Consider the following 22088-nt stretch of genomic DNA (forward strand, 5'->3'; position numbering starts at 1 on the left):
ATGCTATTTTTTATTCAAAACCGATCGAATGGTAGAATATAGGCTTACACAAACGCCTACTAGCGAAAACAGGCCCGTGTAAATACCCACATCCCCCTTTTTTGCCATATCGATCTTATAACCAATAAAAGCAAATACACCAATGGTCGCAATCATTTGAAATCCTAATCCCGTATAATAGACATATGCTTTTCCTTCCTTCTGAAAGTCTGATCGATCTCTTTTAGGTTTCATGTTGTATCCTTGAAGATGCAAACTTAGCTAAAATGCTTATTATTCGAGCAATCCAAAATAAAATAGGCGTCTTTTAACAGTGCTTGCGTCCGGATGATGACTGACAATTAGGCATTGAATATTTTTTAAAAAAGGTCATCTAAAACTACAACGTATCTGGAAGAATCCTTTGTTAGCAATAACAAAAACTGTATCTTTATAATTAGTGTTGAAAGCGGATCAGCGGAGTTATAATAAGATTTTCAGATTAGCAAAAGAGATTTAACTTTGTATATATTTTTAAATTGATGACTCATCGACGCAGAAGCATAAATCCGCATTATATCTTTCCAGAAACCATTTTATCCACCAATTATCCATTGAAAAAGCCTAAAATTACATTCCATATCCTGTTTATCAGCGTACTATTCTTATCGAGCTGCTTCCTTAATAAAAAAGAAAAGGGGGTAAAAACAGACTTGATGCAAAACATTACCACCAAGTTCAATATTCTATATAATTCAAAAAAAATATTGCATGATGCGGAACAAAACCGGATTAGCTTGGCAAAGCCCAATTATCAACATCCATTGCCGGTTTTTATTGAACCGAATGAAGCGAGTATTCCCTCAAATGCCAAACTGATGGACTCTGTTATACAGAAAGCAGTTACTATTATCAATGATAAGAGCGACAGCAAGTATATAGATGATGCTTATTTTATCATGGCAAGAGCTAACTACGAAAAGGGCAACTATTACAACGCCGCCGAATTTTTTTCCTATGTAATCAATACCGTAACTCCAGGTAAAACCGAGCTACTAGAAGCGTCTTTGGCCTGGAAATGTCGGGCACTTCTCCAAATTGGCTATGTAAAGCAAGCCGCAAAAGTACTGGATTCTACTTTTAGTGTCGCCGCCGGAAATAAACACACTTCGGCCTTGGCTTACGCAACAAGAGCTAAATATGACATTGAAACTGGCGACCTTGACCATGCGATACAGTCGCTTAATCTAGCTATTGACGAAAGTAAGGACGCGAAAGAGAAATTACGCTGGCATTACCTGCTAGGTCAATTATTGCAAAAGCAAAAAGACTACGTTGGAGCTTCGGCTCATTTTAAGCGGGTTATCAAAAGCAACGCTTCTTTTGAAATGGCTTTCAACGCACAATTGAATGAGGTCTTTATGCAAAAAAATGAGGGGGACTCCTCGTATGTTAATACCATATCCAAGCTTAAAAGGATGCTCAAAGACGATAAAAACAGGGGGTTCACTGACCAAATCCACTATATCATAGGCGAGACCTATCTGCAGGCAGAAAAGAAAGAAGAAGCCTTGAAAAGTTTCAATTCATCATTAAAAGAGCAGAGTACCAATAATTTTCAGCGAGCCCTCACCTATTTGAAGATGGCCGATCTTTATTTTGAACAGGGTGCCTATGAAAAATCGAAACTTTATTATGACAGTACCTCAACGCTTATAGACACCAATTTTCCGAACTATGAACTGATTCGATCAAAAGTCAGCCACTTAGATGAGCTAGTGCTTCATTTAAATACCATTTCCACACAAGACACCCTTCAAATGCTGGCAAAATTACCGGATGAGGCCAGAGTAAAAAAAATAGACAGTATCTTTGAGCACCGAAAACTTCAAGAAAAATCCGTTGCTCAGACAAATGTATCAGCCAATCAAACGCAAAACCTAAACTTTAACGATGTACCCCTTCGTGATGCAGCGAATAAGGGGGCGACTTCAACAAGCTTCTATTTCAATAATCCGGCAGCCGTAAGCAGTGGGCTCAGTGCCTTTCGAAGACGGTGGGGCAATCGTTCATTGGAAGATAATTGGCGTTTTAAAAATAAGGGTACGGATGCGTCATATGCCAACGAGACAGAGCTCTTGGAGATCAAGAAAGATTCGATGACGAACGAGTTGGCCGCATTAGCGGAAAAGGAAAACTTTATTCAGGCGATTCCCTTGACAGAAGAGTCTTTAAAAGAGTCTAACCGGAAAATAATTTACGCTTATGTTAAGCTGGGCGAAATTTACCGCGATAACCTACAAGATAAAGAAGCTGCCGCCAAAGTTTACACCACGTTATTAGCTCGCTTTCCACAGTTGACAGAAAAAGATCTGATTAACTATAATCTTTACAGGTTGTATAGCGAGCTAGGCGAGCTCGAGAAAAGCTCGCGCTATAAAAACCAGCTCCTGTCTTCTTCTCCACAGTCAATTTATGCCAAAGTTATTCAAGATCCTGATTACCTCAATAAGTTGAATCAGGAATCACAAACATTGAACAACCTTTATGGCGAAGTATATACACTTTATGGGGAAAAACAGTTCGACCAAGTGATTGCATTAACCGATAGCATTAACACCCTTATAGACGGAGATGATAGACCCGCTATTGCAGCTCAATTGGCCTATCTAAAGGCATTGGCAATTGGCAGAACGAGCCCATTAGACACTTTTGAACAAGAATTAAAACAAATTAAATCCGATTATCCTAATAATGAATTGATTACACCTCTAATAGAACAACATCTAAGCTATATTGATTCGAATAGACTATCTTTGCAGGAGAGGAAAGTCGCAATAATGGACATTGAAGCAGGCAGAGAGCAATTTGTAGATGAACCTATTCTCACTAAGTGGCCCGAATTGGCCTTTAATCGGGAAATGGCTGCGCCTACTCCTACTCCTCGTCGAAATTTGGCAGGAAATTTGTCTAAAAATCAACCAGGCATTCAGGTAACTCCTTTCAATAAAAAAGTGAATCTTCAAGGAAGCATTCAAGTGGCGGAATATAAGCCTGGTGAACATGTCAATAGTTATAGGGATTTGGCCCTTTTACCGGATTCGGCAGTGTACTATTTCGTTATCAACGTACAACATCCAAACGTAAATCTAAGTCCCTCTCGATATGGAATTGGTCAATTTAACCGAGGGCAGTATCCTTCAAAAAACCTAATCCATCAACTAAAAAAGATTGATGATGAATTACAGCTGTTGTATATTGGCAAATTTTTCACCTATGACGAGGCAAACGCTTATGCCGAGAAAATGGTAACACAATTAAAAAATATTATGAAAATACCATCAGCGAGTTATAATACGTTCCTTATAACAGAGCAATTTCTGCAAGGACTCGATGATTTCGATAAAGTGAATGATTATTTCATCAAATATCAGGAACAACGCTAAAGGCATATAGAAAAATGCAAAGAAACACAAAAAAGCAAAACAATAAATTAACAAACAACGACATTAGACGCTACACCTTTTCTTTTTGGAAATTGGTTGTAGGACTCATTATATTAGGTTTCTTGTTTCTTACAAGTGTAGGCCTTGGCTTATTTGGTGAGTTACCTTCCTTTAGGGACCTCGAAAACCCTAAAAGCAACTTATCTTCCGAAATTATCTCAGCCGACGGCGTCGTTCTCGGCACTTATTATGTCCAAAATAGATCGAATGTTACTTATAAAGAATTATCACCGGCTCTCATTCAAGCACTGATTGCGACGGAAGATATTCGCTTTAATACTCACTCCGGTATTGATTTCAAGCGTACTTTCACGATACTCTTTTATAACCTTATTGGCAAGAAACAAGGCGCAAGCACCATTACGCAACAATTGGCCTTAAATCTGTTTCAAGAGGAAGGAAGAGCACGTTCCTTTTCCAAACGATTTATTCAAAAACTCCAGGAGTGGATCATAGCAGTACGTTTAGAACGTAATTACACCAAAGAGGAGATATTAACCATGTATTTGAATACGGTCGACTTCGGAGCCTATAACACCTATGGCATTAAATCCGCAGCGCGTACGTATTTCAATACAACTCCTTCGAAGTTGACCGCACCACAAGCGGCCGTTTTAGTCGGAATGTTAAAAGGACCAGGTATTTATTCACCTATCCGCTATCCCAAAAATTCATTGAATAGACGAAATACTGTTTTGGAAAATATGCGAAAAGCAGGTTTTCTTACAGCCGAACAAACTGCAAACTATAAAGAACAACCGCTGGGACTCGCATTCCGACCAAATGTATATGGTGACGGTGTTGCGCCTTATTTAAGGGCTGTATTAAAAAGCGACATAAAGAATATATTTAATAAGCTATCGATCACTAAAGCGGATGGTACCCCATACGACCTGGATCGTGATGGTTTGAAAATTTACACCACCATCGATTCGAGAATGCAAGTCTATGCCGAAGAGGCCCAAAAGGAAATGATGCGCGAGTTGCAAGTAACTTTCAACAACCAATATAAGGGTCGAGACCCATTTAAAGGCCTGGAAACCCTGATCGATAGAGCGGTAAAACAATCGGATCGCTACAGATGGTTAAAACAAGGTGACCTTTCTGAAGATGAAGTTAAGAAGAATTTCAATACACCGGTTAAAATGACCGTGTTCAGTTGGAAGGGCGATTTGGACACCACCATGACGCCGCTTGATTCTATCAAATACAACAAACTGATTTTGCGGAATGCCATGATGTCGATGGAGCCGCAAACCGGGCATGTAAAAGCTTGGGTTGGAGGCATTAACTTCTCGCATTATAAATACGACCAAGTCAAAATGGGAACACGTCAAGTTGGGTCTACGGCAAAACCTTTTACTTATGCAGTTGCTATTGACAATGGCTATTCACCTTGCTTTAAAGTGCCCAATACGCCCATTAATGTCGACGGCTGGGCACCGAAAAGTGAGGGTACAATTGCCGGTCCTATTACCCTTAAAACGGCATTAGCGCATTCGCAAAACTGGGCTACAGCCGATGTTATCCAACGTGTTGGTGCGCAGAATGTAGCTAACTTGATAAAAAATATGGGCATCACTTCGGAGGTACCAGCCTACCCCTCCATCGCCCTGGGAACTTTTGATGCCTCTGTTTATGATATGGTAGGCGCCTATTCTACCTTTGTAAATCACGGGGTTTGGACAGAACCTATCTATCTCTTACGCATCGAGGACAAGAATGGTGCGCTGATTTACGAACACACGAAAAAAGTCAAAGTGGTCATGAACGATCAGTCAGCCTATGTTATGGTTGATATGCTGAAAGGTGTGGTGCAAAGTGGCTCCGGCGGCCGAATTCGATGGAAATACAAATTGCTTAATCCGATCGGCGGAAAAACCGGTACTTCCCAAGCTAACTCCGATGCCTGGTTTATTGGCGTAACACCGCAGTTGGTAAGTGGGGTATGGACAGGAGCCGACGAGCGAAGTATACACTTTAGCAGCACTAGGCTTGGCCAAGGTGCTAATGCCGCATTACCGATGTTTGCCCTCTTCATGCAAAAAGTATACGCCGACAAGAATTTAAAATATAGTCAGGGTGATTTTGAACTGCCGCCAGGTGGCCTGCAACGGGAACTGGACTGTGGCAAATACCAATATGACTACCCTTCAGAAGAGGAAGGTAAGATTGACGATCGGCTGGATTTTTAGTTATGGGCACATTTGACTACAGGGAAGAGTTAAAAAAAATACCCCATAAGCCCGGTGTTTATCAATATTACGATAAGCAAGGTACGCTCATTTACATTGGGAAGGCCAAAGACTTAAAAAATCGAGTAAGCTCTTACTTCGTTAAAGACGAATACCTGCACAATGCGAAAACACGTGTTCTCGTTAGAAAGATCAACAAGATTTCCTTTACTATTGTAGATACGGAGATCGATGCGTGGCTATTGGAAAACAGCCTTATCAAAAAGCATCAACCTCGGTATAATGTTCTCTTAAAAGATGATAAAACTTACCCGTGGATTGTCATTAAAAATGAGCGCTTCCCTCGAATTTTCTGGACACGTAAAATTATTAAAGACGGTTCAAAATACTTTGGGCCCTACGCTTCGGTAGGGATGATGCACGCCATTTTAAGTGTAATCAAAGAAATTTTTCCACTGCGTACCTGTAACCTACCATTAACGGTTAACAATATTGAACAAGGGAAATTTCGGGTTTGTTTGGAATATCAAATCGGCAATTGTAAAGGTCCTTGCCAAGCGTACCAAACAGAAGAAGAATATAATCAGAATATCGAAAGTATAAAAGATATCCTCAATGGGAAAACCGGTGTCGTATTCAAGCAATTAAAAGCCAATTTAGAACATGCCACCAATAATCTCCAGTTCGAGTTAGCACATGTTCTTAAGCAAAAGTTAGAGCTTCTGAGTAATTATCAAAGTAAATCTACGATCGTAAGCAACACCATCAACGATGTAGATGTGTTTAATATTGCCTCTGAAGAAGGATATGCTTTTGTTAATTTCTTAAAGGTAATGAACGGAACGGTTATACAAACGCAAACTCTTGAGCTGAAAAAGAGATTAGATGAAAGTGATCAGGAATTGCTCAGCTTAGCCGTTCAGGAACTTCGCACCCGCTTCAATAGTACATCCAAAGAAATTATCGTTCCTTTTAACCTCGACATTGAAAGCCCCAACTTCAAACAGACCGTTCCTCAGTTAGGCGATAAGAAAAAGTTATTGGACCTTTCTTATAAAAACGTAAGTTTTTTCAAACGGGAACGCTTGGACCAGTATGAAAAGTTAAATCCGGAGCTCAAAACAGAACGGCTGCTTAATAAGATGAAAGAGGATTTACGGCTCAATGTATTACCTAAACACATCGAATGTTTCGATAATTCGAACTTTCAGGGTAAATATCCTGTATCAGCAATTGTCGTATTTAAAGATGCCAAGCCGTCTAAAAAAGATTATAGGCATTTTAATGTTAAAACTGTTGAAGGCCCGAACGACTTTGCTACGATGGAAGAAGCTGTGTTCCGTCGGTATAAACGCATGTTAGATGAAGGTAGTTCATTACCGCAACTAATTATTATTGACGGAGGTAAAGGACAATTATCGGCAGCCTTAAAAAGCCTTAAAACACTAGGTATCGAATCAAAAGTTACGGTTATCGGTATTGCTAAACGTTTAGAAGAGCTTTACTACCCCGGAGATCAGTATCCCTTATATCTTGACAAAAGGTCGGAAACTTTAAAAATCATACAACATTTACGTGATGAAGCCCATCGATTTGGGATCACTTTCCACAGAAACCAGCGCAGCAGAAAAACTTTCCAAACGGAATTAGAGCAAATTCCCGGTATTGGCAGAACGAGTGCAGAGAAGTTGTTAGTAAACTTTAAATCTGTAAAAAAAATCAAGGAAGCATCCAAAGACCAGCTTATGGAAGTGGTCAATACAAAACAAGCCGAAGCGGTACTAGCGTATTTTAACAGCTAACGATTTCCGTTGTTAATACTTAAAAAGGACAACTAACACCTAATAGCTAATCCTAAAAAGTTATATCAATAACTCCACAAATCGTGCTCGTAATCCATCAAGGCTTGCTTGATGCGTTCCGATTCGTATAGCTTATCAATTCCTTCTTTGTAATCCTTAATTCGCAGGTCTTCAGGATTTGATTGTTTAACGATATAGCTAGCGAATATCCTTTTTGTAAACACATCATCATAGCTTAAACCGGTAGCATCGTTGTTTCTGTTTACTACCTCTTTATTTACCAATATGTGTCTAGCTTCTGGAAAGTATACCCAAAATGCTGGCTGTGGGTCTAAATAAACATCAGCAGCCTTCACGGAAACTAAAGGTGCAATCCCAATAATACGGGGTTCAAAAACCGATCGTTGCTTATCAAATATCCAATCTTCCTTGATTCTGAATTTTAACACGCTATCAGTATTGAATTCACCTGATTGAAAACTCCCGCCGATCTGGTTGCCCTCAGCATCAAATTCAGGAACAAATACACTATCAGCCAAGTTGCTCATTAGCTTAGACGGATCTAAAGTTGTTTTAAAGCTGTCGCCGTTTGGATCGTCCTTAGAGGGTGTAGGATCATAGGCTGTCAGCTCACCGGCTTTAATTGCTTCCATCAAAATATCCATGAGCCGCGATTTAGGAGAAGCGAAACTAGCATTTAACCGGTCGCGCAGATCAATTTCACGCCATACTCGTTTACTATACATTACGTCAACACTTCTTATGTGCGAATAAGGAATCACTTTCCTATTCTCGATGTCAGACTTAACATAGTAGCCGTCTACCGGCGGTCCATCCTGTATCGGTGTAACGCTGTTCGATAAATTTTCCTGTTGTCCATATGCCTGACATAGAACCAATAAACCGATGCAAGTAAAAAATAGTCGTTTCATATCTATCGTTCTATAAATCGCGTCCCGCGTATGAAGTTACACATCTAAACCCGATATAAGATTTGGCTGTATCCTGGTACTCATAAGTTCGGGTAGAGTTCTGTAAAAAGTAACCAATGTCCTTCCACGACCCACCTCTAACAACTTTCCGTTTAAGTATTTCAGGATCATTACTTTTCGCCTCATATGAATACGTTGGATTCATATCGTGGATAAACGATGATGACGATTCCTCGAATGAAGAGGCTGTCCATTCTGCCACATTTCCTGCCATATTGTAAAGTCCATAGTCGTTGGGAAAATAAGAGTGTACAGGCACCGTATAAGCACCTCCATCATCCGCATAATTCCCTCTGCCAGGTTTAAAATTTGCCATTAAACACCCTTTTGCATTTCGGATAGTTGGTCCGCCCCACGGATAAGGGGCTCCATTTAGTCCTCCCCTAGCTGCGTATTCCCATTGGTGTTCTGAAGGTAATTCGTACGATAAGCGAGCTAATCGAGAAAGGCCAACCCTTTGGGCGTAATTTTCATATAAACGAGTACGCCATACAGCAAACGCTCTCGCTTGTCGCCAATTGACTCCCACCACAGGATAATCCTGAAAAGCCGGATGCGAAAAATATCCTTCTACCATAGGTTCGTTTTGAGCATAAGAGAAATCGGCTAGCCATACCAAGGTGTCCGGATAAATCCCGATCGTATCGCGAATAATAAAATCCGAGCGTCGCATGTTTTTGTTATTTTTATTAGCGGCGGCCATGCGATGATTATAAATTTCGTAATGATATTTGAGCAAACGTACATCTAACTCGTCTCGACCAAAAATGCGATCATCTCCCTGATAGTACATCTGATTTAAGGCATCTTTATTATCATTCTTCTTTCCCCATAAACCATTGCCGTCCCCTACCTTTTGCCAATCGATAAAACGTTGCCCCGCATTATCACCTTCCTTTCCCTGTATAAAATAAGAAGGATCATTTAAATACTGGGTGATGGCGATGGAATCCCTTACCCAATTGACAAACTGCCTATATTGACTATTTGAAATCTCAGTCTCGTCCATAAAAAAAGCAGATTGTGTAAACTGCCTGTTTTGTGCGATTTGTGCACTGGTGATATCTTCATCAGACTGACCGGCTATAAAGCTTCCAGCAGGAATAAAAACCATTCCTTTTGGGGCCTTACTCGATTTAAGTCCTTTCAGTCTAACACCTGTAAGTTCACCGCCTGCTTTACGATTACCACACGCACAAACAAAAAAGGACAACAACGCAAAACAACAATAGTAAATTTTCCTCATATTGATCATTATAACCACCTCATAATCACTCAATCAGCAAAAGTAAAGCAGCTCTTAGAACGCATTACAGCCTTGTAACAAATATAATTTGACTTATCAGGCTAAACTTTGTTCATTTTGTTCATTATTTGAACCGACAGATTCTTCAGGGATGGACTAACTGAATTACAAATAGAAAAGTAATTCGATGCAAACGAATAAGGTTATCAAATTTCTACTTCAATTTAATAAGCCATAAAAAAAGCAGAACCTAAAAGGTTCTGCTACTATATATTATTTCAGTTTTCTAAAACGATACTACTTATTAACTTTCTTAATGTACTGTTCAACGGCCATGGTCATACTTGGAGCTTCAGGTGTAGGTGCGGCAATATCTAGTATCAAATTTCTATCGGCTATTGCTTGATGGGTGCTGGGTCCGAAAGCAGCAATACGCGTATCATTTTGTTTAAAGTCAGGAAAGTTCTCAAATAGTGATTGAATGCTTGATGGACTGAAAAACACAATAATATCGTAAAACACATTTGCAAGATCAGACAGATCACTTACAACAGTTCTGAATAATACTGCAGGAGTAAAATCATAACCGTTTTCCTGTAACCAATTTTGCGTTTCTTCATTGGCTACATCCGAACAAGGATACAAAAATTTCTCCTTTGCATGCTTTTTGAGTACTTCTTCCAAATCTTGGGCAGTCTGCTTACCGAAGAAAATTTTCCGCTTTCTGTATTGGATGTACTTTTGTAGATAAAGTGCTATTGTTTCCGATAAACAGAAATACTTAAGGTCGGCCGGAACCTCATACCGCATCTCTTCGCAAATCCGGAAAAAATGATCCGCAGCATTTCTACTGGTAAAAATCACTGCCGTGAAATCGGCCAGATTAATCCTTTCCTTCCTAAATTCTCTAGCCGGAACACCCTCAACATGAATAAACGCTCTGAAATCCAGCTTCAAATTATACTTGCTAGCTAAAGCAAAATAAGGCGATTTATCATTCTCAGGTCTCGGTAAGGTTACTAAGATGCTTTTTACTTTTTTTTCTCTATCTTCTGCTGCCACGTGTGTTTATTTTTGTTTCGGTTAAATGCCTAATAACTTGATCAAAATAAGTATTGGACCAACTTCGAGGGTGCAAAGATAAATAAATAAATAAAACTTTGAAAACTGATAGCTTTTTAAAACGGTATTTGAGGCGCGCAAAAACTGCATAGCAAAGACAAAAAGACCTACAGCACAAGAAACTAGTATCCAAACTTTTACATGATTTGTCGGCACTAAACTCAATACCAAAAGTAAAGGAAGAAAAATTATAGCAGCATTAAAATAACTTAAATATAATATAGAAATATAGTCTCTCACAAGTTTTTGAATACCAAATACAAAACCGATTGCTCGGGTTATTAATATTTTAACGACAAATAGCATCAATACAAGCGCAGTAATAGTAAAAAAAAGACCTATTTCCGAATATCCCAGTTGAAGCTGGCCATACGAAACGTACAAATACAAAAAAAGTCCAATGGTGAATCCGAATAATAGATATAGAAACACGAAAGGCCAAGACGTGATTAGATTATCTTCTTTACTAACCTGCAAAAGGACTCTATTACTATAAAAAGACGTAGCTATTGCTTCTAGGTCTTTCATAAAAAACATTCTAATGAGTGCAAAAAACAAGAACAGGGAAAATACAGTATATAAAACCCACCGAGGCCGATGTACCTTTCGTACCCCCAGTTGCTTACTTCCGCTGTAGTTAATATTTTTCCCCCATACAAGTGTATTCCCATCCGTAATAATGTAAACCTTTCTCAAACTATCTAAAAATTGGTTCTTACTTCCGCGAGCAAGGGGTTTTATATAGTGCATACGCATCGAATCACGGACTAGCGCCAGTGAATCTGCAACTCGCTCTAGCGAGTCCTTAACACGCTGCTTTTCAATGGCCCGTGCAAAACGGGCTGAGTCTCTTACTAGGTACTTCAAAGAGAGAGGCACTGGTTTACGTGACGACGTGTCCTGAACGGCAATGGCAGAAAAAAAAGCAAAACTAAACAGTAATAGAAAAACCAGCCGAATTTTTAGCATCTATATTGAATCGGATTTAAGCTGCAAAGTTAGTTGTTTCCAGCTAAAAGAAATAGACAAAACGATACTTTAGCTAGCTTCATCAATGGAATCATTTAATAAACGTATTTAGAAGCCCTCGATCGCCATAATCGGTTCTATAGACAAAAACCAAGAAACGAAATTAGTGTTAACTTTATAACGATTATATTGAGCCGCTGGCTATTTGAGGTGTTAAAACCGCTTTAAAGATTACGAAATGAAAACAAGAAATAAATTGATTAATGGTGCCGCATTTATAAATGGCGAGCCAATAACCGGAAGAAAAACATTTGATGTTATCAATCCTGCAACAGGCGAAGCGATCATTTCCGTAACTGATCTTACAGCTAAAGACATTGAGCAAGCTATAGATTCTGCTGAGGAGGCTTGGATATCGTGGAAAGCGACTTCGATTGCCGAACGCAGTACTGTTTTAAAGAAATGGTATGATTTACTTATCAAGCACACCGAAGAAATAGCGGAAATTATAACGATGGAGTCAGGTAAGCCATTGGAAGAAAGCAGAATTGAGGTAAACTATGGTGCCTCATTCGTTAGTTGGTTTGCAGAAGAAACGTATCGTGCCTACGGTGATCACATCCCATCGCCTACGAATGATAAACAAATTGTGACATTACGACAGCCGGTGGGCGTTAGTGCCGCTATTACTCCCTGGAATTTTCCTTTAGCTATGGTAACTAGGAAGGTGGCACCGGCACTGGCCGCTGGCTGTACGGTTGTATTAAAACCAGCCTCTCAAACACCACTTACAGCCATAGCCGTTGCTCGTCTCGCAGTAGAGGCCGGCTTGCCAAAAGGCGTACTTAATGTTGTAACGGGAAAGGATTCAGCTGGTATCGGTAAGCTTTTATGTACCAGTCCCGCCATAAGAAAAATATCTTTTACCGGCTCAACTGCGGTTGGTAAAACGCTTATGCAACAAGCTGCATCTACTATTAAAAAAATCTCATTAGAGCTTGGAGGAAATGCACCGTTTATTGTGTTTGATGATGCAAACATAGAGTTGGCAGTTCAAGGTGCTATTGCCTCAAAATTCAGAAACTCGGGCCAAACTTGTGTCGCGGTAAACCGATTTTTGGTGCAGGATGCAATTTACGAAAAGTTTGCGCAGCGAATAAGTGAAGCCATTGCGGATTTAAAAGTCGGAAATGGCTTAGAAAAAGGAGTAAAAGTTGGCCCGTTAATCAATCAAAATGGACTAAAAAAGGTTGAAGACCATGTACAAGACGCTGTAAAAAAGGGTGCAATAGTGCTTACAGGTGGAAAACCCATCGCTAATTTATTCTTTGAACCGACTGTGCTAAGTGACGTGCCCTTAAATGCAAAGATTGCACATGAAGAAACTTTTGGTCCGATCGTCTCCCTATTTCGATTTAAAACGGAACAAGAGGCTATAAATCTGGCGAACAATACTGAATTTGGGCTTGCTGCTTACTTTTACAGTGAAAACGTTAAACGTTGTTGGCGTGTAGCAGAAGCATTGGAGGCCGGTATGGTGGGTATAAACGAAGGAGCCATTTCAACAGCGGTTGCACCATTTGGTGGCATAAAGGAATCCGGGCTTGGCCGCGAAGGTTCCAAATACGGACTTGAAGAATATATGGAAATAAAATATTTGTGTTTTGGGGTTTAGGGAGGATGGGAGTTAGGCGTTAGGCGTTAGGATTTGAGGGCTTTCTTAAGTTTTCACCTACCTAACACCTAATACCTCATATCTAAACCTTATACTTTACACCTTAAACTACATCTTCAGCCCAATCTCCCGGAGTCGTTCATCTAAATATTCACCAGCGGTACAATCCGGATAAATCTTAGGATGGCTTGCATCGACACAATTTTCTAAAGCAGCCAGACTCATTTCAGCTTTAGGATGTAAAAAAAATGGCACAGAATAACGTGAGGTTTTCATGAGCTCTTTAGGCGGGTTGACCACGCGATGCGTTGTAGATTTTAACTTATTGTTAGTAAGTCTTTGCAGCATATCCCCAACGTTAACGACAATATCCTCGCCATATGCTTTTACCGGATACCATGTACCGTTTCTTGTTAGTACCTCTAATCCATCTGCACTCGCACCTATCAGTAAGGTAATTAAATTAATATCTTCGTGCGCCCCGGCCCTAACGGCATCGGGCGCTATCTCATCCGGGTTTTCAATAGGAAAATAATGTATCGCGCGCAAGATGGAATTGCCGTTAATGACTTTGTCTTCAAAATAATCCTCTTCCAATTCCAAAAAACCGGCAATTGCTTTTAATAACGCACGTCCGGCAGTTTCCAGACGACGGTAAACTTCCTCTGTTACAGCATTAAAGCGCGGTAGCTCCCGTACTTCTACATTTTCAGGATACGATGCTCTCAACGTTTCATCGCCAATAATCGTTTGGCCGCGCTGCCAAAATTCTTTCAAGTCCGGGGTCTTCGCATCCTTTGCCTTTTCTTTGCCTTTTGCTGTGTAACCACGCTGTCCAGCTAAACCGGGTATCTCATAAGCACGCTTTGCCTCTTCCGGTAAAGCAAAAAACTGTTTAACAACTTCATATAATTCATCGATGAGTTCTTTGTTCATTCCGTGATTGGCAACAGTGACAAACCCGGTATCTGTAAAAGCTTTCCCGATATCATCAGAAAATTGCTTCCGTTGTTCAGCGGTCCCTTCTGTAAAATCTAACAGGTTGAGACGAGGGATATTAATTGTAGTATTCAGCATATTGGTGGCTCTTAATCGAAATTAAAGATACGAAGCTTTTTTAAATATGTGAATGATGAAGAAAATATTCCAACTATCTGATTTATGATCAGCGATTTAATCTCCTATATACATCTATTGAGAAGACGTATCAATACACCTTAAACTTATCACAGCGAATCACGAAAGAATAACAACAAATCGTTATTCAATCTTTCTTTGTGTGTCAAAAACAGACCATGTGGGGCACCTGGATAAAGAATAAATTGGCAATTTGCTATTAATGTACAAGCCACATTAGCACTTATATCTTCCGGAACAATTTTGTCGGCATCGCCATGAACGATGAGCGTGGGAACCGAAATATTAGCTAGGTCATCACGGAAATCGGTTTCCGAAAAAGCTTTTACGCATTGCTTGGTGGCTATGGGAGACGCTGTAAGTGCAATCGACATTTGATATTCCAACATCGCTTTACTTACCGGTTTATTAACCAAATTAACACCAAAAAAATCATTAAAGAAGCTTTCCAAAAAGGCAGGTCGATCGCTCACGAGCCCGTCAATCATTTCATTAAATACCTTTGCCTCCAGACCATCCGGGTTATCAGCAGTTTTAAGCATATAAGGTGTAACAGAGCTAAGTAACACAACCTTATGAATCCGACTGCTACCATAACGAGTAAAGTATCGAGCAACTTCACCTCCACCCATTGAAAATCCGACTAAGATCACCTGGTGTAAATCAAGCTGCACCAATATATCATTCAAATCATCAGCCAGCGTATCATAATCATAACCATGTAATGGACGGGACGACATGCCAAAACCTCTTCTGTCATAGGCGATGGACCTAAAACCTTGCTGAACAAAAAAGTCCACCTGCGGCTCCCACATTAGATGACTGGACGGCCATCCGTGAATAAACACAAGAGGCTGACCCTCTCCTATGTCTTCGTAGCATAAAATAATGCGATCTTGACTTCCCTGATCAAACCTTTCTATGAAATTCATATTTTTTACCTTGAAGGTGAGTTTCTTCCAATAACGCAGAGAAAACTAAAATGTTTGTAAGTCACACCCATACGTGGGGTCCATTCTTTAATTACGATATAGAGAAAGACCTTTAATGTTTCCCGAATGAAACATCCTATTAAAGACCCAATCCGGTTGCCTACGTGACGGTGATCGACGAACGTAATTAATTAAAACTTTGTACTTTTGCTAACTTTACAGTATTAAGCCTTTTTTAAGGAACATTATCACATATATGGCAAAATCAAAAAAGAATACCGATCAGCATCCGGTTGCAATTGTCAATGAAAAAGCTCTGCGCTTTTTCGAGAAGTACATAAACAATCCTTCACCTACAGGCTACGAATGGGAAGGGCAACGTATTTGGTTAGATTATATAAAACCTTATGTAGACGAAACATTTACAGACAGCTATGGCACGGCGGTAGCAGTAATTAATCCAAAGGCTACTTATAAGGTGGTGATAGAGGCTCATTCAGATGAAATTTCGTGGTTTGTTAACTATATTACAAATGACGGTCTCATTTATGTTATCAGGAATGGCGGCTCTGACCATCAAATTGCACCGTCTAAACGCGTGAATATACATGGCGACAAGGGCGTTGTCAAGGCTGTATTTGGTTGGCCTGCCATTCATACCAGAGGCGGGGAAAAAGAAGAAGCGCCTTCTTTAAAAAACATTTTTCTCGATTGTGGCTGTACAAGCAAAGAAGAAGTTGAAGCGCTGGGTATTCATGTGGGATCAGTTATTACCTATGAGGATGAGTTCATGTTATTGAACGACCGTTACTATGTCGGCCGTGCGCTCGACAATCGGGCCGGAGGTCTTATGATTGCAGAAGTTGCCAGATTGCTGAAAGAAAACAAAAAGAAATTACCTTTCTCTTTATATATTGTAAATGCGGTACAAGAAGAGGTTGGTTTACGCGGTGCCGAAATGATCACCCAAACCATTAAACCTAATCTCGCTATTATAACGGATGTGACGCATGACACGCAGACGCCGATGATCAACAAAATCACACAAGGTGATTTGGCATGCGGAAAAGGTCCCGTCATCTCTTATGCGCCGTCAATTCAAATTAACTTAAACAAGCTCCTGATCGATACAGCCATTGAAAAGAAAATTCCTTTCCAACGACAGGCTTCTTCACGAGTAACCGGTACCGACACAGACGCTTTCGCCTATTCTAATGGGGGGGTGCCATCGGCGCTCATATCTCTCCCACTCCGATATATGCATACCACGGTCGAAATGATTCATAAAGAAGATGTTGATAATGTAATTCGATTAATATACGAAGTACTTTTAAATATCAAAGCTGATCAGGACTTCAGAACTTTTGCCAAATAATTTAATTGCACTCGTATGCCTATATCACTTAGGCGTACGAGATGCTTAGCTATATCTTAATGAAGTACCTCACGTTGTTTATGGCCATTTGCTGCGGCTTGGTCGTTGCTAACCTGTATTATTGCCAACCTCTGCTACCTCTTATAGCAGACGATTTTGGTATACGGGAGGCAGAAGCCGGAAGCATTACTTATATTACCCAATTAGGTTATGCAGCAGGTCTGTTACTCTTTGTTCCGCTAGGTGACCTATTGGAAAAGAAACAACAGATTATCGTTACAACCACTTTTTCCGTTATTGTCCTCCTCGGTGCGGCCTTTACAAAATCATTCCTTCTTCTACAGGTACTATGCTTTCTCATCGGATTGTTTTCGATTGTCCCGCAACTGATTATTCCGCTAGCGGCCAGCCTTGCTCCCGAGGAAAAACGAGGCAGTGTGATCGGCCTGGTAATGGGAGGGCTGTTGATAGGCATTGTCTCTTCCAGATCATTAAGTGGCTATATTGGGTACACTTTCGGTTGGCGACAAATGTATTATACAGCCGCCACTATCTGCTTTCTCCTAGTATTAATCATGCAAAGGGTATTTGTGAAAAGCAAGCCTACCTACCACGGTACTTATCAATCGCTTATGTTATCGATTATCTACTATGTAAAAACATTTTCGCAACTACGAATCGCATCGATCAGCAATGCCATATCATTTGCCAGCATGAGTGCCTTTTGGGTTACTATGGTTTTATTTTTATCGGCTAAGCCCTTTGAATACAATACAGTTCAGATCGGTTTATTTGGCATTATTGGGGCCTCCGGTGCATTGGCAGCCCCTTTGGTTGGTAAGCGAAGTAGCGGAAGTATAGCGGTTGTTAAAAAGATATCTTTATTAGGTTTATTAGCACAACTACTTGGATATGTTGCTTTTTATTTTACGGGTAGTAAAATAATCCTGCTCATCATAGGCATCGTTTTAATAGATATAGGTCATCAAGCTTTACAGATTAGCAATCAAACGCTCATCTATTCGTTAAAACCGGACGCTAGAAATCGATTCAACACTGTATTTATGACCTCCACCTTTATAGGAGGTGCCGCGGGATCAGCTATTGGGATTTTTCTGTTTCATATGGGCGGTTGGAATATATTCTGTATAGGCATTAGCATACTAATCTTATGCAATATTCTTATTAATACGAAACGGCAGTAGGTATTAATTTTATACAGAAATAATTACCTGTTAGTTGATAGTTAATGGAAATAGAGATTCAAAATGATCATTCCCGACTCTTCCATCGTTCAAAAACTATTTATTTGGTTCCACTAACCGATAAATACTTCCTTTATCGCCTGCTAACAGAACAAAACGGCCGCTTTCGGAAGATCGGACCACATTATAACCTTTTTCATCCATTAATTTCCATGATTGTCCGCTATCCATGGAAAGATCGGTGCCTGATGTGCCTGTTGCAATAACTAACGTATCATTAATAAATTCAACACAGGATTTAAAGCCAGACAACCTGGTTTTGGGTGCATTCCATGTTATGCCATTGCCTGATAATTGGATTACATTGTTGTTGTTTTTAAAATTCTTATAATCACCTCCAATAGCAACGAGCTGTTTTTGTCCGTTTATCGCTAACGAAAATATACCTTGCGAAGCTTCGCCCTGTTCAATAGGTACTTTATAACTCGTCCAAGATTGTCCGAAGTTATAAGAAAACAACAAACGTGCTTGCGTTCCACCGGTTCCAATCCACACTAAACCATTTCCTACTGTTCGAATGCTGGTACCACTTGCCGCAAAGCCCGCTTCTCCTGCTTTCATTTGGACGTTAGCTTCGTCACTAATATTTAGCCAAGTACGTCCACCATCCTCTGTCGCGACAAGCTGAAGTTTCCCCTCTATAGGGTCGCCAAATACGATTCCCCTTTTCTCATCCCAAAACCCCATGCCGTCGTAAAATATCTCCTTGATATCGTAACTATGCACTTTTTCCCACGACTCTCCTCCATCTTCAGTTAATAGAATGACAGCAGGGCTTCCCGCATTTACCATAACCGCTTTTTTATCTGAAAAAGCCACTACTGACCGAAAATCGAAATCTTCGTAACCCTTGGCAATTAGCCAAGTCCAGTTTTTGCCTCCATCTGTTGTTTTCGCGATGGTTCCTTTCGTTCCGGTAATCCAAGCCACACTGTCATTTGGAATAGACATTCCTCTGAAGCTGACTTCGTTTCCTTCTTGCAGTTTCTCTAGCTTGTATTGCTGACCTTTTGCGGCATCTATAACAATAAAAAAAATAAAAGATAGTATAAATTTATTCATAGTATGAACTCCTTTTAGCTTCACCGGCACGGGTTTTCATGACGAGTTTTCTGACTTCAACCGCTTCTTTAACATCATGTACCCTGATCATTTCAACGCCTTTAAACAGTAAGATTGTATTTAATACACTGGTTCCGTTTAATGCTTCTTGAGGACTGCTATTTAACAGCTTATATATCATTGATTTTCTCGACACGGCACCCAATATGGGAAGCCCCAAGACTCTCAACTCTTCAATCCTACTCAGTAACAGATAGTTCTGTTCTAATGTTTTGGCAAAACCGAAGCCGGGATCAACTATAATATCCTTGACCCCTGCTGAACGCAACGCCTCTATCTTCTTTGTTAGATCACTGGTAATATCGTTTATCAGATCTTGATAAGCGGTTTCATTTTGCATGGTTTCGGGCGTCCCTTTACTGTGCATAAGTACATAGGGAACACCCAGTCTGGCGATAGTAGTAAACATTTTTTCGTCAAGATTTCCTCCTCCAATGTCGTTAATTATATGAGCACCGTATTTAACTGCCTCGATAGCAACATCCGCACGAAAGGTATCAATGGATAAAACAGCGTTTGGGTAAGTTTTTCGAATAGCATCAACTATTGGTAGTAATCGGTCCAACTCCTCTTGGAAATCCACCACGCGTGCACCAGGTCGCGACGAGTAAGCACCAACATCTATTATATCCGCCCCTTCTTCTAACATCGTTCCCACTCTATCCAATGCATTATTAAGGTTGTTATGCTTTCCACCATCAAAAAAAGAATCGGGTGTCATATTGAGTATCCCCATTATCTTGGGTATGTGGAAATCCAACAATTTACCGCCTACATTGCAAAATTTCATATATCTAATTGAGCAGGTATTGAACCCGAGTTAATGCTTAGGATCGACTATCTTTTGCAAACTTAGAGAAAAAGCGATTATCATGCAATAAATTGATTTCTGACAAGGGGCTTTTACATTCCGATGTGTTTTTTTAAATTTCAATTCGATATATTCGAAATAGATTTTTTTTTGTGTTAGGTTTGCAAGACTTAAGAGAATGATAAATACACGTGAACAGGATTTTTTTCAAGCAGAAGACGGCATACGAGATAATAATTAGCAAGTGTAGAGATCTGTTTGTGAAAAAAGCGGCGGACTATGGGACGGCTTGGCGCATTATGCGGCTGCCCTCTGTTACCGATCAGATTTTCATTAAGGCCCAACGGATCCGGACAATTGAAGAAAACAAATTCGCCAAAATTCCCGATGATATTCCGTCTGAGTACATTGGTATTATCAATTACTGTATAATTGCCATGATTCAACTCGAGCTGCCGGCCGATACAGAGGAGAATTTGCCTATTGAAAAAGTGAAAGAATTGTATGACCGATATATTAACGAAACAAAAGAGCTAATGCTTTCAAAAAATCACGATTATGGTGAGGCTTGGAGAGACCTCCGTATCGGCTCACTCACTGACTTGATTTTGATGAAAATATTCAGGGTAAAACAAATTGAGGATAACAGCGGATTAACTCTTGCCTCTGAGGGCGTAAAAGCTAATTATCAGGATATGCTTAACTACTCCGTTTTCGCACTTATAAAATTAAGGCACCTGGAGGAAGAACAAGTTCCAAACATATAAAATGCTATGAACGCTACAACCGTAAAGCAACATAAAAGTTCCTTTCTATTGATATTTTCCCGTTTGTTCGTTGGCTTTTTATTTGTTTTCTCCGGATTAATCAAAGCGAATGATCCGATAGGATTTTCATACAAACTTCAAGAATATTTTGAGGTCTTTCATGTAGCATTCCTTAACAACTATGCCGTTGCTTTTGCCATTGTTTTATGCAGTTTGGAAATAGTGCTCGGAATTTTATTGCTTTTCGGCTTATATAGCAAAAAGGTGGCTCTCGGCCTACTGCTACTTATAGTGTTTTTCACCTTTCTTACTTTTTATTCGGCATTTTTCAATGTAGTAACTTCTTGTGGCTGCTTCGGCGATGCTATAAAACTGACACCGTGGCAGTCTTTTAGCAAGGATTTGATTCTGTCATTTTTCATTCTCATTATTTTTTTGAACAGAAAAAAAATACAGCCTCTGTTTTCCAATGAGATCAGCCAAGCACTTACCCTTTCGGCTGCCATTGTTCTAAGCATAGGAATTGGAGTTTACACTTACAGTTTTTTACCCTTCATCGATTTCCTCCCTTATAAAGAAGGAAATAATCTACCTGCCTTGATGCACGTTCCCAAAGGAGCACCGTTGGATGAATATGAAATCACCTATACACTTCAAAATAAAACGACTCAGGAGACCAAATCGGTGACAGATAAGGTTTATCTTCAGCAGGAGCTTTGGAAAGATGAAAATTGGGAAGTTATAGGCGAACCCACAAGCCGTTTAATAAAAGAGGGATATCAAGCCCCCATTAAAGATTTGAGTATAACCGATGCTCAGGGTGTTGATTATACAAAGGAAATCATTGAAAACCCTTATTACAACCTGATATTTGTTGCCTATAATCTTGATCAGACAAATCCAAAGGCATTGAATAAAGTGAATGATCTTGCGAAACGGGCTTCGGAAGAGTATAATGTTCGAGCGGTGCTACTCACGGCTAGTACAGCACAAGACGTGAGCGAACTTGACCATCAGACTAAACTTTATGCAGAAACCTTTTTTGCCGATGCGGTTCCTCTAAAAAGCATGGTACGGGCGAATCCCGGTATCATTTTACTTAAAGATGGCGTCGTTGTCAAAAAGTGGCACTATCGCACGCTTCCTACTTTTGAAACCTTAGCCAAACGATATTTTGAACATTTAGAATAAGC

17 protein-coding genes are annotated in these 22088 nt (G+C 40.0%); 8 read left to right on the forward strand and 9 right to left on the reverse strand.

Annotated elements, in window-relative coordinates:
- Positions 1 to 3 precede the first annotated feature (3 nt).
- Positions 4 to 234 (reverse strand): AtpZ/AtpI family protein, encoded by a 231-nt coding sequence (locus E0E36_RS27375; protein WP_013668423.1) that lies wholly within the window; start codon positions 232 to 234, stop codon positions 4 to 6.
- A gap of 287 nt (positions 235 to 521) precedes the next feature.
- On the opposite strand from E0E36_RS27375, the gene porW reads away from it, so the two are divergent.
- The 3 genes from porW to uvrC are packed head-to-tail and all read left to right on the forward strand — an operon-like array spanning position 522 to position 7482.
- The gene (gene porW / locus E0E36_RS27380; RefSeq protein ID WP_130858572.1) at positions 522 to 3425 is read left to right on the forward strand and encodes a type IX secretion system periplasmic lipoprotein PorW/SprE; all 2904 of its coding nucleotides are present in this window, start codon (positions 522 to 524) and stop codon (positions 3423 to 3425) included.
- Positions 3426 to 3439: 14 nt separating this feature from the next.
- On the forward strand, positions 3440 to 5680 hold the full coding sequence (locus E0E36_RS27385) for a transglycosylase domain-containing protein (protein WP_130858573.1): 2241 nt from the start codon (positions 3440 to 3442) through the stop codon (positions 5678 to 5680).
- Between the two features lie 2 nt (positions 5681 to 5682).
- Positions 5683 to 7482 carry an excinuclease ABC subunit UvrC gene (uvrC, locus tag E0E36_RS27390; protein WP_130858574.1) on the forward strand — a complete coding sequence of 600 codons (1800 nt, stop codon included), beginning with the start codon at positions 5683 to 5685 and terminating at the stop codon, positions 7480 to 7482.
- Positions 7483 to 7547: 65 nt separating this feature from the next.
- On the opposite strand, the gene porN is transcribed toward uvrC, so the two are convergent.
- From porN to E0E36_RS28130, 4 genes are all read right to left on the reverse strand, one after another.
- Positions 7548 to 8414: a type IX secretion system ring subunit PorN/GldN gene (gene porN / locus E0E36_RS27395; RefSeq protein WP_130858575.1), complete on the reverse strand. Its 867-nt coding sequence runs from the start codon at positions 8412 to 8414 to the stop codon at positions 7548 to 7550.
- Positions 8415 to 8424: 10 nt separating this feature from the next.
- A complete protein-coding gene (gene porK / locus E0E36_RS27400; RefSeq protein WP_013668428.1) occupies positions 8425 to 9720 on the reverse strand; it encodes a T9SS ring complex lipoprotein PorK/GldK in 1296 nt (431 codons plus the stop codon).
- 297 nt (positions 9721 to 10017) lie between these two features.
- Positions 10018 to 10782 (reverse strand): uroporphyrinogen-III synthase, encoded by a 765-nt coding sequence (locus tag E0E36_RS27405; protein WP_013668429.1) that lies wholly within the window; start codon positions 10780 to 10782, stop codon positions 10018 to 10020.
- Positions 10783 to 10803: 21 nt separating this feature from the next.
- The gene (locus E0E36_RS28130) at positions 10804 to 11811 is read right to left on the reverse strand and encodes a DUF4271 domain-containing protein (RefSeq protein WP_130858576.1); all 1008 of its coding nucleotides are present in this window, start codon (positions 11809 to 11811) and stop codon (positions 10804 to 10806) included.
- A 238-nt stretch (positions 11812 to 12049) separates the two neighbouring features.
- On the opposite strand from E0E36_RS28130, the gene E0E36_RS27415 reads away from it, so the two are divergent.
- Complete coding sequence (locus E0E36_RS27415) at positions 12050 to 13486, forward strand: NAD-dependent succinate-semialdehyde dehydrogenase (protein ID WP_130858577.1); 1437 nt, start codon at positions 12050 to 12052, stop codon at positions 13484 to 13486.
- Between the two features lie 108 nt (positions 13487 to 13594).
- On the opposite strand, the gene E0E36_RS27420 is transcribed toward E0E36_RS27415, so the two are convergent.
- Complete coding sequence (locus E0E36_RS27420) at positions 13595 to 14563, reverse strand: isopenicillin N synthase family dioxygenase (RefSeq protein ID WP_013668432.1); 969 nt, start codon at positions 14561 to 14563, stop codon at positions 13595 to 13597.
- Positions 14564 to 14712: 149 nt separating this feature from the next.
- The gene (locus E0E36_RS27425; RefSeq protein WP_130858578.1) at positions 14713 to 15555 is read right to left on the reverse strand and encodes an alpha/beta fold hydrolase; all 843 of its coding nucleotides are present in this window, start codon (positions 15553 to 15555) and stop codon (positions 14713 to 14715) included.
- Positions 15556 to 15811: 256 nt separating this feature from the next.
- Here E0E36_RS27425 and E0E36_RS27430 point away from each other — a divergent pair, with 256 nt between their 5' ends.
- The gene (locus E0E36_RS27430; protein ID WP_013668434.1) at positions 15812 to 16930 is read left to right on the forward strand and encodes a M42 family metallopeptidase; all 1119 of its coding nucleotides are present in this window, start codon (positions 15812 to 15814) and stop codon (positions 16928 to 16930) included.
- Positions 16931 to 16989: 59 nt separating this feature from the next.
- A complete protein-coding gene (locus E0E36_RS27435; protein WP_130858579.1) occupies positions 16990 to 18135 on the forward strand; it encodes an MFS transporter in 1146 nt (381 codons plus the stop codon).
- A 96-nt stretch (positions 18136 to 18231) separates the two neighbouring features.
- On the opposite strand, the gene E0E36_RS27440 is transcribed toward E0E36_RS27435, so the two are convergent.
- Both E0E36_RS27440 and folP read right to left on the reverse strand, forming a co-directional pair.
- Positions 18232 to 19257 (reverse strand): WD40/YVTN/BNR-like repeat-containing protein, encoded by a 1026-nt coding sequence (locus tag E0E36_RS27440; protein ID WP_130858580.1) that lies wholly within the window; start codon positions 19255 to 19257, stop codon positions 18232 to 18234.
- Positions 19250 to 20107, reverse strand: a complete 858-nt coding sequence (folP, locus tag E0E36_RS27445; protein WP_013668437.1) for a dihydropteroate synthase — start codon at positions 20105 to 20107, stop codon at positions 19250 to 19252. Before folP ends, E0E36_RS27440 begins: the two co-directional genes overlap by 8 nt.
- 281 nt (positions 20108 to 20388) lie before the next feature.
- On the opposite strand from folP, the gene E0E36_RS27450 reads away from it, so the two are divergent.
- Together E0E36_RS27450 and E0E36_RS27455 are read left to right on the forward strand one after the other, a co-directional pair.
- Positions 20389 to 20895 carry a DUF1599 domain-containing protein gene (locus tag E0E36_RS27450; protein ID WP_242627412.1) on the forward strand — a complete coding sequence of 169 codons (507 nt, stop codon included), beginning with the start codon at positions 20389 to 20391 and terminating at the stop codon, positions 20893 to 20895.
- A 6-nt stretch (positions 20896 to 20901) separates the two neighbouring features.
- Positions 20902 to 22086 (forward strand): BT_3928 family protein, encoded by a 1185-nt coding sequence (locus tag E0E36_RS27455; RefSeq protein WP_130858581.1) that lies wholly within the window; start codon positions 20902 to 20904, stop codon positions 22084 to 22086.
- The last annotated feature ends 2 nt before the right edge of the window (positions 22087 to 22088 follow it).

This window comes from Olivibacter jilunii, from assembly GCF_900607235.1.
GTDB classification, from domain to species: Bacteria; Bacteroidota; Bacteroidia; order Sphingobacteriales; family Sphingobacteriaceae; genus Olivibacter; species Olivibacter oleidegradans.

Bases quoted from the DNA above. Each gene is read 5' to 3' on its own strand.
- E0E36_RS27375 (WP_013668423.1), bottom strand. From the start codon at position 234: ATGAAACCTAAAAGAGATCGATCAGACTTTCAGAAGGAAGGAAAAGCA.
- porW (WP_130858572.1), top strand. From the start codon at position 522: ATGACTCATCGACGCAGAAGCATAAATCCGCATTATATCTTTCCAGAA.
- E0E36_RS27385 (WP_130858573.1), top strand. From the start codon at position 3,440: ATGCAAAGAAACACAAAAAAGCAAAACAATAAATTAACAAACAACGAC.
- uvrC (WP_130858574.1), top strand. From the start codon at position 5,683: ATGGGCACATTTGACTACAGGGAAGAGTTAAAAAAAATACCCCATAAG.
- porN (WP_130858575.1), bottom strand. From the start codon at position 8,414: ATGAAACGACTATTTTTTACTTGCATCGGTTTATTGGTTCTATGTCAG.
- porK (WP_013668428.1), bottom strand. From the start codon at position 9,720: ATGAGGAAAATTTACTATTGTTGTTTTGCGTTGTTGTCCTTTTTTGTT.
- E0E36_RS28130 (WP_130858576.1), bottom strand. From the start codon at position 11,811: ATGCTAAAAATTCGGCTGGTTTTTCTATTACTGTTTAGTTTTGCTTTT.
- E0E36_RS27415 (WP_130858577.1), top strand. From the start codon at position 12,050: ATGAAAACAAGAAATAAATTGATTAATGGTGCCGCATTTATAAATGGC.
- E0E36_RS27420 (WP_013668432.1), bottom strand. From the start codon at position 14,563: ATGCTGAATACTACAATTAATATCCCTCGTCTCAACCTGTTAGATTTT.
- E0E36_RS27425 (WP_130858578.1), bottom strand. From the start codon at position 15,555: ATGAATTTCATAGAAAGGTTTGATCAGGGAAGTCAAGATCGCATTATT.
- E0E36_RS27430 (WP_013668434.1), top strand. From the start codon at position 15,812: ATGGCAAAATCAAAAAAGAATACCGATCAGCATCCGGTTGCAATTGTC.
- E0E36_RS27435 (WP_130858579.1), top strand. From the start codon at position 16,990: ATGAAGTACCTCACGTTGTTTATGGCCATTTGCTGCGGCTTGGTCGTT.
- E0E36_RS27440 (WP_130858580.1), bottom strand. From the start codon at position 19,257: ATGAATAAATTTATACTATCTTTTATTTTTTTTATTGTTATAGATGCC.
- folP (WP_013668437.1), bottom strand. From the start codon at position 20,107: ATGAAATTTTGCAATGTAGGCGGTAAATTGTTGGATTTCCACATACCC.
- E0E36_RS27455 (WP_130858581.1), top strand. From the start codon at position 20,902: ATGAACGCTACAACCGTAAAGCAACATAAAAGTTCCTTTCTATTGATA.